A 14,300-nucleotide genomic window follows, 5' to 3' on the forward strand; every position below is an offset into this window, starting at 1 on the left:
CTCAGCTGGACTTCAATACTCGTGCCAACGCCGCGTCGAGAATGCCCAGCGCTTCATCGATCTGCTGCTCGGTAGTCACCAACGGAGCCAGGAAGCGCAGGACGTTGCGGTACACGCCGCACTTGATCACCAGCAGGCCGCCAAGACGCGCCTGATCGATCACCTTCTGGTTGAGATCAGCGTCCGGACTGCGTGCCGCGTCATTCTTGACCATCTCCATGGCGAGCATGAAACCGGTGCCGCGCACGTCGCCAATGCAGGCGTAACGCTCCTTGAGCTTGAGCAGACCGGCGCGCAGGTGTTCGCCCAGCTGTTCGCCACGTGCCAGCAGGTTTTCCTGCTCATAGGTGTCGATCACTGCCAGTGCCGCGGCGCAGGACAGCGCATTACCGCCGTAGGTGCCGCCCAGGCCGCCCGGAAGCGGTGCGTCCATGATCTCGGCACGCCCGACCACGCCCGACAGCGGCATGCCGCCCGCGAGGCTCTTGGCCACGGTCACCAGATCAGGCTGGATGCCCGAATGCTCGAAACCGAACCATTTGCCGGTACGCCCGAAACCGGACTGGATTTCATCGGCAATCAGCACGATGCCGTGTTGTTCGGTGAGGGCACGCAGTGCCTTCATGAATTCGACCGGCGCAGTCAGGAAGCCGCCGTCGCCCTGCATCGGCTCGATCAGGATCGCCGCCACGCGCTCCGGGGCAACCTGGGTCGCCAGCAGTTCATGCAGCGCCGCCAGCGCGACTTCGCTGGTCACGCCGCGATACTCGTTCGGGTACGGGGTGTGGAACACCTCAGGCGCCATGGGGCCGAAATTCTGTTTGTACGGCTGGCTCATGCCGGTCAGCGTGGTGCCAAGCAGTGTACGGCCATGAAAGCCGCCACGGAACGAGATGATTGCCGGGCGATTGGTGTGGGCGCGGGCGATTTTCACCGCGTTTTCGACCGCTTCGGCGCCGGAAGTGAAAAGCACCGCCTTGTGATCGATGCCGCTCTGCCCCGCAATGAGATGGCTCAGGCGTTTGGCCAGATCCAGATAGGGCTGATAGGACGCCACCTGAAAGCAGGCGTGGGTAACTTTGGTCAGTTGTGCCTGAATCGCCTTGACCACGTTCGGGTGGTTGTGGCCGATGTTCAACACGCCGATACCACCGACGAAATCCAGATAGCGTTTGCCATCGACGTCCCACAGCTCAGAACCCTGCGCGCGGTCGATGACCAGCGGGTGAGCCGTGACAATCCCGCGCGGCACGAACTGATCGCGCTGGCGGAGCAGATGAGGGGTTTCGTCGACTTTGCTGTTCATGGTTATACCTGTCGTGGGCCAGGCAGCCGGCGGGGTGGCTGCGATGCTGTTCAGGTTAAGCGTTCAGCGAAATGATCTACGCCGAACTTGCCCCCTCAGATGTCCATATCGACTGTTTTTCGCCTTGCAAACGGCAGATTCCTTCATGCCCGCACATCACCATGCAATCTGCCGGACAGCCGCGCTTTTCGGACATTGGAGCGGCCAGGAAGCAGGCGTTTCGACAGATCATGCTTTGCATTTGCGGCATGATGGGGCTCCCCTTTCATGCTCAGGAAACGCCCATGCCCGCCCTGCTCTACAAAGCCGATCCCGCACGTGCCGAACGCTGGCGCGTCCTGTTTGCCGAGCACGCGCCGGACATCGAGTGGCGGGTATGGCCGGACATCGGCGACCCGGCCGACATCCACTATCTGGGCGCCTGGCTGGCGCCCGATGATCTGCAGGAACTGCTGCCCAACCTGAAAGTGCTGTTTGCCCTGTCGGCAGGTGTGGACCAGCTGGACCTGAGCCGTATTCCGAAATCGCTGCCGGTGGTGCGTCTGCTGGACCCCGGCATCAGTCACGCGATGTGTGAGTACGCAACCTTTGCCGTGCTGAGCCTGCACCGGGAAATGCTGCGTTATCGGCAGCAGCAAGTTGAAGGCGTCTGGAAAGCTCACCCGCTGATACCGGCGAACCAACGCCGAGTCGGCGTGATGGGGCTGGGGTTGCAGGCGCAGCATATTCTGTCGAGCCTCAAACCGTTCGGTTTCGAGCTGTCGGGCTGGGCGCGCAGCGAGCATCGAATCGACGCTGTGCAGTGCTATGCCGGAGAAGAGCAACTGGACGCATTTCTGGGGCAGTGCGACATTTTGCTGTGTGTGCTGCCGCTGACCGGGCAGACCGAAGGCATCCTCAATCGTCGGCTTTTCGAACAATTGCCCAAGGGCGCCGCGCTGATCAATATGGGCCGTGGCGGGCATCTGGTGGAAGCGGAGCTGATTGAAGCGCTGGACAGCGGTCAACTCAGCGCTGCAGTGCTGGATGTGCTGCAGCAGGAACCGGCAGCAGCCGACCATCCGTTCTGGACACACCCGAAGATCCTGCTGACCCCGCATGTGGCGGCCATGACCCAGCCGGAAAGCGCCTTTCCTGGCCTGCTCGATAACATCCGCCGTTTTGAGCGTGGTGAAGCGATGCAAGGACAGGTGGATCGCGGCCAGGGTTATTAACTGACGATCGCCCCCACGCTCGCACCCCGCGTCATACACAAGTCTGCTTTTGATTCTGGCCGGAGGCCGTAGGAGCGAACCGGGCGACGCTTCGCTTGTTCGCGAAAGCTGCCTCAACTGCCACGCCTGGCAATCGACCTCAACGGCATGGTTGCGCGCTTCGTGCTTTGATCCTCGAAAACGGGCGTTTTATGTCCGGAAGCCAGGTTGTGTGAACGTCAGTCTTCGCGAACAAGTTCGCTCCTACGCCCTTCGGGCAGAAGCCAAGGCGAATACGGTCTGCTTTTGATTCTGGCCGCAGGCCGTAGGAGCGAACCGGGCGACGCTTCGCTTGTTCGCGAAAGCTGCCTCAACTGCCACGCCTGGCAATCGACCTCAACGGCATGGTTGCGCGCTTCGTGCTTTGATCCTCGAAAACGGGCGTTTTATGTCCGGAAGCCAGGTTGTGTGAACGTCAGTCTTCGCGAACAAGTTCGCTCCTACGCCCTTCGGGCAGAAGCCAAGGCGAATACGGTCTGCTTTTGATTCTGGCCTGAGGCCGTAGGAGCGAACCGGGCGACGCTTCGCTTGTTCGCGAAAGCTGCCTCAACTGCCACGCCTGGCAATCGACCTCAACGGCATGGTTGCGCGCTTCGTGCTTTGATCCTCGAAAACGGGCGTTTTATGTCCGGAAGCCAGGTTGTGTGAACGTCAGTCTTCGCGAACAAGTTCGCTCCTACGCCCTTCGGGCAGAAGCCAAGGCGAATACGGTCTGCTTTTGATTCTGGCCGCAGGCCGTAGGAGCGAACCGGGCGACGCTTCGCTTGTTCGCGAAGGGGACTCGCTGTTTTCTCCGCCTCTACAACCCACCCACATGAAACGCCTTCACTTCCAGGTATTCATCCAGTCCGTAGCTGGAGCCTTCGCGGCCCAGGCCGGACTGCTTGACGCCGCCGAAGGGGGCGACTTCCATGGAGATGATGCCGGTGTTGAGGCCGACCATGCCGAACTCCAGCGCTTCGCCGAAACGCCATGAGCGGCGCAGGTCCTGGGTGAAGTAATACGCGCCAAGGCCATAGGGCGTGGCGTTGGCCAGTGCCAGCGCTTCGGCTTCATCTGTGAAGCGCATCAGTGGCGCGACCGGGCCGAAGGTTTCTTCGTTGGCCAGCAGCATGCCTGCGTGGGTATCGCCCAATACCGTGGGCTGGACGAACTGGCTGGTGCCGTCGGGAGAACCGCCGTGCAGCAGTTTCGCCCCCTGGCTCAGCGCATCGTCGATATGCCGGGCGACTTTGCTGACCGCTGCCGGGTTGATCAACGGGCCGATGGTCACGCCCTCTTCCAGACCGTTGCCGACCTTGAGCTTGCTCACTTCTTCCACCAGCCGTGCAGCAAAACGGTCGTAAATGCCGTTTTGCACCAGAATCCGGTTGGCGCACACGCAGGTCTGCCCGGCGTTGCGGAATTTGCTGAGCATGATGCCCGTCACCGCCTGTTCCAGGTCCGCGTCGTCAAACACGATGAAGGGCGCGTTGCCGCCCAGTTCCAGGCTCAGACGTTTGATGTGTTCGGCGCTCTGGCGCATCAGCAGACGGCCGACCGGTGTCGAACCGGTGAAGGAAATCTTGCGCACCACCGGATTGCCGGTCAGCTCTTCACCGATGCCGGTGGGCATGCCGGTGATGACGTTGAACACCCCGGCAGGAATACCCACGCGCTCGGCCAGCACCGCCAGCGCCAGGGCTGACAAGGGCGTGAGGTCCGATGGTTTGACGATGATCGGGCACCCGGCAGCCAGGGCCGGCGCACACTTGCGGGTGATCATGGCGTTGGGGAAGTTCCACGGTGTGATCGCGGCACAGACGCCCACTGGTTGCTTGAGGGTCATCAAACGACGGTCTGCACTGGGCGCGGGAATGGTTTCACCGTACGAGCGGCGTGCCTCCTCGGCGAACCATTTGACGAAGCTGGCACCGTAGCGGATCTCGCCGCGCGACTCATTCAGCGGCTTGCCCTGCTCAAAGGTCATGATCAGCGCCAGGTCTTCGACGTTGTCGAGCATCGCCTGATGCCAGCGCTCCAGCAGCGCCGCGCGTTCGGCCGCGGGACGTGCACGCCACGCGGGCCAGGCGCGATCAGCCGCCTCGATGGCACGCCGGGTTTCGACGCCCTGCAGGGCCGGCACCTGCGCCAGCGCCTCGCCGGTGGCCGGGTTGCTGATGGTCAGGGTGGCACCATCGTCAGCGCTGATCCATTGCCCGTCGACGTAGGCGCGGTCTACCAGCAGGCTGGGGTCTTTCAACTGATTCTTGAGCATGGTCGAGTCCTGTTCCGGGATGATTGCCAGTCTAGGCAGACGCCACAGTCCAGGATGCTGAAAGCGCGATAACGGCAGCGTCCGATGCTGAAATTTGTCTGCGGACGGCAGCCTCTACTGCTTCAGCGAGCCCAGCAGGCTCTGCAGAAAGCGCTCGCCTGCGTCCATCTGGCTCTCGTCGATAAACTCGTCCGGCTTGTGTGCCTGCTCGATGGAACCCGGACCGCAAACCACGACCGGCACGTTGAGGCGCCCGGCGAACAGGCCGCCCTCGGTGCCATATGAGACCTTGATGTGCTGTGTGCCCGGCTCGGCAAACGCGTGCAGCAGGCGCACCGCCTCAACGCTTGGATGGGTCTCCAGCGCCGGGTATTCGTTCATGACCTCGATCTCGATGTCTGCCACACCCGACAGCTGTCGCGCTTCACGTACCAGCACCTCGGCACGCTCGCGTAACTGCTCCAGCAACGCATCGGGGTTGTCGCCCGGCAGGTTGCGGTATTCGAACTCCATGGTGCACAGGTTGGGCACAATGTTCAGCGCCTTGCCGCCATCGATACGGCCGATGTGTACGGTGCTGTAAGGGATGTCGTAACCCTCGTCACGCGCGCCTTGCTGTTCGATCTGCTTCTGGCTCTTGCGCAGTTCGGCGATGAAGTCGCTGGCCAGGTGAATCGCGTTGACCGCTCTTGGGGCCAGCGAGGAATGCGCCTCCTGACCTCGACAGAAGGTGCGATAGGACGCCTTGCCCTTGTGACCGACGGCGAACTGCATCAGGGTCGGCTCGCCGACCACGCACAGGAACGGACGTACCGGTGCCAGATGCAGGACATCGAGCAGCCGCCGCACGCCGACGCAGCCGATCTCTTCGTCGTGGGACAGCGCCAGTTGCAGCGGTCGCATCAGGGGCATGTCCGCAGCATCGAGCATCGCGTCGATAGCCAGGGCGATAAAGCCCTTCATGTCGCAGGTGCCACGGCCGTAGATGCGCCCGTCACGCAGGGTTGCCTGAAACGGTGGCATAGTCCACGCCTGACCGGCCGCAGGAACCACGTCGGTGTGGCCGGACAGCAGCACGCCCGGTACATCGCGTGGGCCGGTGCTGGCGAACAGGTTGGCCTTCTTGCCGGTCTCGTCCTTGACGATCAGCGACTCGATGCCTTTGCTGGCCAGCAGTTCGCGGACGTATTCGATCAGCGCCATGTTCGGCTCCGACGACACGGTGTCGAAAGCGATCAGACGCTTGAGGATTTCCAGTGCGCGGGGGCTCATGAGGCTTTACTCGTCTGTTCAGTGAGGTTGTCCACAAGGCTGACATCAAACCGGCGAATGTCGAACGGGCTGATCGAGGTGCTGGTCGTGCCGGTGCTGATCAGTTCGGCCATCACGTCGCCCACGCCCGGACCGAGCTGGAAGCCATGGCCGCAGAAGCCGAACGCATAGAACAGGCCGTCGACCTTGCCGCTGCGGCCCATCACTGGCAGCGAGTCCGGCGTGTAGCCTTCGATGCCGCTCCATACGCGGATGATGTTCAGGTTGCCGACGCCGGGCAACAGGCGACGCATCTGCTGCACCTGATTGATGATGCTACGCGGTTCGACGTAGGCGCGGCGGTTGATCATGTCCGGCTTGCTGCGAAAACCACCGCCGATGACGATGTTGCCGCGGGCGATCTGCCGGAAGTAGATCACTTCGTGAGGGATTTTGGTGAACACGCCGATGACTGTCGGCAGTGCATACGGCACCGGCTCGGTGACGGCCATCTGCGGACCATGGGTGTCCAGCGGCACGGATTCACCGAACTGCGTGGAGAGTTTCTGTCCCCAGGCGCCAGCGGTGATCAGCAATTGATCAGCGCTGAAAATGCGCCCGTCAGTGGTGGTGACTTCGAATTCGTTACCGACCGTTTCCACATGAGCCACTTCGGTACGCTCTTCGATCCGCGCCCCGGCCCGAATCGCTGCGCGGGCAAAGGCAGGTGCTGCCAGGCGCGGGTTGGCGTGGCCATCGTGTGGCGCGTAAGAGCCGCCCTTAACGTCGGGGCCAAGAAACGGAAAGCGCTCGTGCAGCGCTTTCCCGCTATAGATTTTCAGGTCCAGCTCACGGGCTTCCGGGGCTGCTGCGTAGGCTTCCAGCTCGGCGATTTCGTCCTCGCGATAGCAGACGCGCATGTGGCCGCTGGGCAGGAACTCCAGGTCTTCACCGATCAGCTCCGGCAGCCGCTGCCAAAGGGCTCTGGAGCGGTTGGCGAGTTCCAGCTGACCGAGATGCCGACCCTGACGGCGCACGTTGCCGAAGTTCACGCCGCTGGCGTACTGGCCGATCACGTCGCGCTCCAGCAGCGTCACTGACTTGCCGCGCTGGCGCAGAAAGAACGCTGATGCCGAGCCCATGAAGCCGCCGCCGACAATTAGTACGTCCACTTTTGGCTGCTTCATGATGCCACCTCGTCGATCAGCATCGACAACGGTTTGACCGGTGCCTGACCGCGCTGACGACCAACCTGTTCGACCGGCACACCGGCTTCGGCAGCGATCACCTCGGCCCCGGCCTGCGAGCAGTAACGGCCCTGGCAGCGGCCCATGCCGACGCGACTGAAGGCCTTGGCGCGGTTGACTTCGCAGGCGCCCTTTTCTCGTACGACGCCGCGCAGTTCACCGGCGCTGATCATCTCGCAGCGGCAGACAATGGCGTCATCGGGCAAGACCGCCGCCTGGGCCGCAGGCCACGGAAACGCCTCGGCCAGCCCGACCCGAAAGCGATCCATCGCCACCAGGCTCTTGCGCACCTCTGCCTGGCGCGAGTTATCCACAGGCCGGCCGAGGTCCTCCAGCAGCGCCATCGCCACCAGTCGACCGGCCTGTTCAGCGGCATCGGCGCCACGAATCTTCGCGCCGTCGCCCGCGGCGTAAAAACCCTTGACCGAAGTACGCCCCTCTTCATCGACCGCCAGCACCCATTGCCCGGACGCTTCGTCGAAACGTAACTGGCAGCCGGCCAGATCAGCCAACTGGGTTTCCGGACGCAGGTGGTAACCCAGCGCCAAGGCATCGCAATCGACGTCCAGCGCGTTGCCATTGGCCAGCTTCACACGCACGCCGGTGACGCCGTCCTGTTCGCTGCCGATGATTTCCTCGGGCTGCACGCCCAGGTGCACCGGCACCCCGGCGCTGTACAGTTGGCCCAGCAGTTTCATGCCGTTGAGCAGCAGACCGGGGCGCGCCAGCAATTTGGGCATCGCGCTGACGCGTTTGCCGAACGGTGAGGTGTCTAGCACTGCAGCGACGTCGGCGCCGGCTTTGACGTACTGGCTGGCGACCAGGTACAGCAGCGGACCGCTGCCCATGAACACCACGCGACTGCCAATCGACACCGATTGCGACTTGAGCGCAATCTGCGAGCCGCCCAGGCTGTAGGTGCCTGCCAGCTGCCAGCCCTTGATCGGCATCAGGCGGTCGGTGGCCCCGGCACACAGGATCAGTGCGTCGTATTCGACCACGGTGTGCACGCCTTGACTGGCACAGCACAGCTCGCCGTAGGTCAGGTTCCAGGCCAGGGTGTCGGGGCGGTAGTCGATCTGCGGGCGCAAGCGATCGAAGCTTTCATGCAGGTCACGCGCTTTGGCCGCTTCAGTGCCATACAGCGCCGAATAATCGCGTTTGAAGCCTTCTGGTTGACGGCGATAGATCTGCCCGCCGTCACGTCGGTTTTCGTCGATCAGGATCGGTTTGATGCCCGCAGCCAGCAAGGTTTCGGCGCAGCGGGTGCCTGCTGGGCCGGCGCCGATGATGACCACTCTGGGGCTGCCAGGGTTGCGAACGTCTAACCGTGAAGAAGTGGCCATTTCGCCTCCGGTTGGGTGGTGACGATGTCGAGTCCGTCGCGGACTTCGTTGGAGCAGGCGCGCAGCCGCTCGCCGCTGCGGCTCCAGACCCAGCAATCCTGACAGGCGCCCATCAGGCAGAAACCTGCACGGCGTCCCGGGTCGAACTCGGACTGGCGTAATGTCGCCTTGCGGGTCAGCAACGCCACCATCAGGGTATCGCCCTGCAATGCCTCGATGGGCGCGCCATCGACCATCAGGCTTACGACCGGGCGATCGCGCTCGCCCAGCCTCACAAAGCGACCATTCATGCGTAAGCTCCCACGGTTTCAGGATTCAGGTTTTCTTGCACGGCCTGCAGCTCGTCGCTGTCGCGGTGGCAAAGGATCTCGCTGCCCCCTGCGATCAGGCGACGGCCCGGCGCGGTCTTGTTGCACAGGCCTTCGATGCGGGCCGGGCAGCGATTGAGGAAGGTGCACAGCTCCGGATTGTTGGCCGGTGCGCTGATGGGCGGCAGGTTGCCGCTGGTCACACCGCAGGTTTCCAGCCAGCCCTGACGCAGTTCCGGCACCGAATGCACCAGCAGATCGGTGTAAGGGTGGAACGGCACACGGCTGAAGGCTTCGCGGCTGCCCTCTTCGACCTTGTGGCCGCTGTACATCACCACGATGTCGTCGCACAGCGCGCGCACGGTGGAGATGTCGTGGCTGATGAACAGGTAGGAAACCCCGAGCTTGCGGCGCAGTTCGCCGAGCAGCTCGAGGATGCAGGCACCGACCACAGTATCCAGCGCCGAGGTCACTTCATCGCAGAGGATCAGGTCCGGCTTGGCCGCCAGCGCGCGCGCCAGGTTGACGCGCTGTTTCTGCCCGCCCGAAAGTTCGTTGGGGCGCCGCTCGGCCAGCTCGCGGGGCAGGCGCACCAGGTCCATCAGCTCATCGATGCGCTCGCGCAGGGCCTTGCCTTTCAGACCGAAATACATCTTCAGCGGGCGCGCCAGAATTGCGCTGATGCTGTGCATCGGGTTGAGCGCAGTGTCGGCGTTCTGGAACACCATCTGAATGCGCCGGAACTGTTCTTCGGTACGACCCGCCAGGGTGCCGGACAAGTCGGCACCGTCGAAGGTCAGGCTGCCAAGCGCCGGGTCCAGAAGACCGGCGACCACACGGGCCAGCGTTGATTTGCCCGAACCCGACTCGCCGATCACGCCAATGGCCTGACCGCGGCGGATGGTCAGGTCGATGTCTTCCAGCACGCGAATCATCGGCATGCCCTGCAGGTTCTTTTTGCCGTAACCCGCTGTCAGGCCCTTGATGGTCAACAGCGTGCTGTCCTTGACCACCTCGCTGGCCGGGCTCAGCACTTTATCCGGACGTGCCGCCGCCAGCAGGCTGCGGCTGTAGGCGTCCACTGGCCCCTTGAGCAGCGCGGCGGTGCTGCTTTGTTCGATGATCCGCCCGCCGTTGAGCACCACGATCTGATCGGCCATCTGCGCCACCACCGCAAGGTCGTGGGAGACATAGACCGCGGTGGCACCCCGGTCGCGCACCACCCGCTTGAACGCGCGCAGCACGTCGATCTGCGTGGTGACGTCCAGTGCGGTGGTCGGCTCATCGAGGATCACCAGCAACGGATCACTGATCAGCGCCATGGCCGCCATGACGCGCTGCAACTGGCCGCCCGAGACCTGATGCGGGTAACGCCGGCCGATGCTTTCCGGATTGGGCAGGGCCAGGTCGCGGAACAGCTCGACGGCCTTGGCTTCCAGTTCCGCACGGCTGCCGAGACCATGAATCAGCGCGCCCTCGATCACCTGATCGATCAGCTTTTTCGCCGGGTTGAAGGCCGCTGCGGCGCTTTGCGCAATGTAGGACACGCGGTTGCCACGCAGGCCCTGCAATTGGCTTTCGGGCAGGCTGAGCATGTCGTGCTCGCCCACTTGAACCACCCCTCCGGCCAGCTTGCAACCGCGTCGGGCGTAACCGAGCAGGGCCAGCGCGATGGTGGTCTTGCCGGAGCCCGACTCGCCGATCAGTGCCAGCACTTCACCTTTTTCCAGCGCAAAGCTGACGCCTTTGACGATCTCCAGCTCGCCGTGGTCGCCATCGGCAACCACGCGCAGGTCTTGCACACGAATCAACTGGCTCATCTCAATGCCCTCCCGAACGACGACCGCGTCGCGAGGCCAGCCGGTCGATGAGCAGGTTGACGCCGATGGTCAGGGTGCCGATGGCCAGGGCCGGGATCACGATGGCCGGCGCGCCCTGGCTGAGCCCGCCGATGTTCTCGCGGACCAGCGAGCCAAGGTCGGCGTCAGGCGGTTGTACACCGAGCCCCAGAAAGCTCATGCCGCTGAGCAGCAGGACGATGAAGCCGAAACGCAGGCCCAGGTCGGTCATGACCGGGTTGAGCATGTTTGGCAGGATTTCCCGGCAGGCAATGTAGATACGGCCCTCGCCGCGTGTGCGTGCAACCTGCACGTACTCCAGCGCCTCGATGTTCACCGCCAGACTGCGCGCGATGCGAAACGCGCCTGGGGTGTAGCTGAGCACCGCCGTGCAGATCAGCAGCACCTCGGACGAGCCGAACGCCGAGACCATGATCAGCGCCAGCATTTTGCTGGGGATCGAGATGAACGCGTCCATCAGGCGGCTGATGATTTCGTCCAGCCATTTTGGCGCGACCACCGACAGCAGCGCGCACAGGGTGCCGATGCCGCTGGCCAGCACGGCAGAAATCAATGCCAGGCCGACGGTGAAGCGCGCGCCGACCAGCACGCGGCTGAGCATGTCGCGGCCCAGGTAGTCCGTACCGAACGGATAGGCTGCGCTCATGTTTTCGAACATGTTGTCGGAGACCACTTCGCCCACCGGATGCGGTGCCAGCCAGGGGCCGAACAGGGCGACCATCAGCCAGATGAAGCACACCGTAGCGCCCAGCAGGCCAAGCCATGAGGTCGGGAGGGACGCTTTTTTGCGAAGCACCGGTTGCGGCGCTGCGGGCGTCGATTTCGCAATGAATTGAGTCATTGGGTTCTCAGCCTCGGATTGGAAAGAATTGCACACAGGTCGGCCATCAGCACCAACCCAAGGTAAGCGGAGCAGAACAGCATCGTGCAGCCCTGCACCAGGGCCATGTCACGGTTGGTCACGGCATCGACCATCAGGCTGGCGATGCCGGGATAGTTGAAGATGGTCTCGACGATGACGACGCCGCCGAGCAGGTACGACAGGCTCAGTGCCACGGCGTTGACGATCGGCCCGATGGCGTTCGGCAAGGCATGGCGCAATACGATACGCACCGGGCTGACGCCCTTGAGGCGCGCCATTTCCACATACGGGCTGTCCAGCTGGTCGATGACCGCAGCGCGGGTCATGCGCGCCATCTGCGCCACGATCACGCAGCACAGGGTCATCACTGGCAACGCGTAAGTACGCATGAACTGCCACGGCGAGCTGACATCGGCGCCATAGGACAGCGCCGACAACCAACCCAGATTGACGGCGAAAATCAGCACCGCCAGCGTCGCCACCAGAAACTCGGGCACGGCGACCAGTGACAGGGTGATGAAATTCAGCGCGCTATCCAGGCGACTGCCGCGGTACATCGCTGCGCCAATCCCCAGTGCCAGCGCGACCGGCACCGATACCAGCGCGGTGGTGGCCGACAGCATCAGGGTTTTCGGGAAACGTCCGGCAATCAGCTCCGAGACCGGCATCGCGTTGGAGACCGATTCGCCGAGGTTGCCGCCGAGCAGGTTGGTCAACCAATGCAGATAACGCACCACACCTGGCTGATCGAGGCCCAGTTGGGTACGCAGTGCCGCGACCTGTTCAGGCGTCGCGAATTGCCCAAGGGCCTGTTGTGCGGCGTCTCCAGGCAACACCGCCGTTATGGCGAAGACCACGATGGAAACGATCAACAACGTCACGATCGCTGCGCCGAAGCGCTGCACGATCAACCAGAGTGTGTTGCTATTCATCTGCGTCCTCCTGCTCGGTTCAGCGTTTCATTTACGCGTCCAGCCACACCTGCTCGCTGAACATGTAACCCATGAAGCCGCCCAGCGGGTTGCTGGAATAGCCCTGGATACGCTTGTCCACACCGTCGATGTTGCTGATGAACACAGGGATGCCGATGCCGCAGTTCTGGCTGACCAGAGCCTGCATGTCGCCATACATTTTGCCGCGCTTGGCATCGTCGGTTTCGCCACGGGCCAGCAACAGCAGTTGGTCGAACTGGTCGTTTTTCCAGCCGGATTCATTCCACGGCGCTGTGGACTGGAAGAACTGCGAGAAGATCACGTCGGCGTTCGGGCGCGGGTTGATGTTGCCGAAGCTCAGCGGGTGCTTCATCCAGTGGTTGGACCAGTAGCCGTCGCTTGGCAGACGGTTGACGTTGAGGGTCAGACCGGCCTGTTTGGCGGACTGTTGCAGCAGCACGGCGATGTCCACCGAGCCGGTGGCAGCAGGCGATGCCGCCACGGCCATGGTGATCTTTTCCATGCCGGCTTTTTTGAGCAGGAATTTGGCTTTTTCCGGGTCGTAGGCGCGCTGTGGCAGGTCCGCGTTGAAGTAGCGCGAGCCTGGCGAGATTGGATGGTCGTTACCGACGCGGGCGTAGCCACGGAACACCGCCGATTTGACCTGTTCACGGTCCAGCAGGTACTTCATGGCCTCGGTGAATTCCGGGCTCTTGCCGGGCATCTGGTCCTGACGAATGATCAGGTCGGTGTAGTTGCCGGACGGTGCATCGACCACGCGGTGTTTGGCGCTGGCGGCAATACGCGTGGTGGAGCGCGGGTTGACCTCGTTGATCATGTGTACGTCGCCGGAGAGCAGCGCGTTGACCCGCGAGGGTTCGTCGGCGATGGCGATGAATTCGATTTCGTCCAGGTACGGCAGGCCCGGTTTCCAGTAGTTGGGGTTGCGCGCACTGACCGAGCGCACGCCAGGGTTGAATTCCTTGACGGTGAACGGCCCGGTACCGATGCCTTTGCTGAAATCGGTGGTGCCTTCGGGCACGATCAGCAGGTGCGAAACCGCGAGGATCGACGGCAGCTCGGCGTTTGGCGAGCTGAGGGTGATCTGCACTTCCAGCGGGCCGGTGGCTTTGATCTCGGAAAACTGCGCCATCAATGGCAGGACTTTCGAGCCGGTGGCCGGGTCCTTGTGGCGCGACAGGGAGAACACCACGTCGCCAGCGGTCAGCGCCTTGCCGTTGTGGAAGGTCACGCCCTGGCGCAGGGTCACTGTCCAAACCGTGGCGTTGTCGCTTTCGATCTTCTCGGCCAGCTCCATGTGCGGCACCAGATGGCTGTCGAAACGGGTCAGGCCGTTGTAGAACATGAAGTGACGCACGTAATCGGTAGACAGCGCGCCCTTGGCCGGATCCAGCGTATCGGCGGTAGAACTGGACATGCCGGCGACCCGGATACGGCCGCCCGGCTTGCCTTTGACAGGGGCATCCGCGTCATCGGCAAACACCTTACCGGCCGCGCCGAACAGGCTGGTGGAGCCGGCCGCGACCACACCTGCAACGCCCAGCATGCGTAGCGCATCGCGACGTGACAGACCGCGATTGAGTCCTTCGAAAACCCGCAGGCTGTCTTCACCTGTGATCAACGTGGAGTCGTTTTTTTTGTCAGTCATATCAGTTCTA

The 14,300-nt window shown here is 63.0% G+C and carries 11 protein-coding genes; 1 reads left to right on the top strand and 10 read right to left on the bottom strand.

Annotated features, from left to right (window positions below; translation table 11 throughout):
* Position 1: 1 nt before the first annotated feature.
* A complete protein-coding gene (gene gabT / locus KBY02_RS17135) occupies positions 2-1,306 on the bottom strand; it encodes a 4-aminobutyrate--2-oxoglutarate transaminase (protein ID WP_024660334.1) in 1,305 nt (434 codons plus the stop codon).
* Between the two features lie 284 nt (positions 1,307-1,590).
* Between gabT and KBY02_RS17140 the strand changes: the two genes are divergently transcribed.
* Complete coding sequence (locus tag KBY02_RS17140; protein WP_003401703.1) at positions 1,591-2,520, top strand: 2-hydroxyacid dehydrogenase; 930 nt, start codon at positions 1,591-1,593, stop codon at positions 2,518-2,520.
* Between the two features lie 838 nt (positions 2,521-3,358).
* Here the strand turns inward: KBY02_RS17140 and KBY02_RS17145 are convergent.
* The 9 genes from KBY02_RS17145 to KBY02_RS17185 all read right to left on the bottom strand — a co-directional run bounded on the left by KBY02_RS17145 (position 3,359) and on the right by KBY02_RS17185 (position 14,290).
* Complete coding sequence (locus KBY02_RS17145) at positions 3,359-4,816, bottom strand: NAD-dependent succinate-semialdehyde dehydrogenase (RefSeq protein ID WP_003401704.1); 1,458 nt, start codon at positions 4,814-4,816, stop codon at positions 3,359-3,361.
* Between the two features lie 114 nt (positions 4,817-4,930).
* Positions 4,931-6,088: an acetylornithine deacetylase gene (argE, locus tag KBY02_RS17150; protein ID WP_129450094.1), complete on the bottom strand. Its 1,158-nt coding sequence runs from the start codon at positions 6,086-6,088 to the stop codon at positions 4,931-4,933.
* A complete protein-coding gene (locus KBY02_RS17155) occupies positions 6,085-7,254 on the bottom strand; it encodes an NAD(P)/FAD-dependent oxidoreductase (RefSeq protein WP_024652119.1) in 1,170 nt (389 codons plus the stop codon). The genes argE and KBY02_RS17155 overlap by 4 nt, the downstream gene beginning before the upstream one ends.
* Entirely contained in the window at positions 7,251-8,660 is a 1,410-nt protein-coding gene (locus tag KBY02_RS17160; protein WP_225650647.1) for an NAD(P)/FAD-dependent oxidoreductase, read from the bottom strand. The genes KBY02_RS17155 and KBY02_RS17160 overlap by 4 nt, the downstream gene beginning before the upstream one ends.
* Positions 8,639-8,950: a (2Fe-2S)-binding protein gene (locus KBY02_RS17165; RefSeq protein WP_011266229.1), complete on the bottom strand. Its 312-nt coding sequence runs from the start codon at positions 8,948-8,950 to the stop codon at positions 8,639-8,641. The genes KBY02_RS17160 and KBY02_RS17165 overlap by 22 nt, the downstream gene beginning before the upstream one ends.
* The gene (locus tag KBY02_RS17170; RefSeq protein WP_096103692.1) at positions 8,947-10,788 is read right to left on the bottom strand and encodes an ABC transporter ATP-binding protein; all 1,842 of its coding nucleotides are present in this window, start codon (positions 10,786-10,788) and stop codon (positions 8,947-8,949) included. The genes KBY02_RS17165 and KBY02_RS17170 overlap by 4 nt, the downstream gene beginning before the upstream one ends.
* Before the next feature lies 1 nt (position 10,789).
* Complete coding sequence (locus KBY02_RS17175; protein WP_011266231.1) at positions 10,790-11,668, bottom strand: ABC transporter permease; 879 nt, start codon at positions 11,666-11,668, stop codon at positions 10,790-10,792.
* Positions 11,665-12,621: an ABC transporter permease gene (locus KBY02_RS17180; RefSeq protein ID WP_003401718.1), complete on the bottom strand. Its 957-nt coding sequence runs from the start codon at positions 12,619-12,621 to the stop codon at positions 11,665-11,667. Before KBY02_RS17180 ends, KBY02_RS17175 begins: the two co-directional genes overlap by 4 nt.
* A gap of 31 nt (positions 12,622-12,652) precedes the next feature.
* Positions 12,653-14,290: an ABC transporter substrate-binding protein gene (locus KBY02_RS17185; protein ID WP_003401719.1), complete on the bottom strand. Its 1,638-nt coding sequence runs from the start codon at positions 14,288-14,290 to the stop codon at positions 12,653-12,655.
* Positions 14,291-14,300: the final 10 nt, after the last annotated feature.

The organism is Pseudomonas sp. P129, assembly GCF_020312195.1.
Taxonomy (GTDB): domain Bacteria; phylum Pseudomonadota; class Gammaproteobacteria; order Pseudomonadales; family Pseudomonadaceae; genus Aquipseudomonas; species Aquipseudomonas fragariae.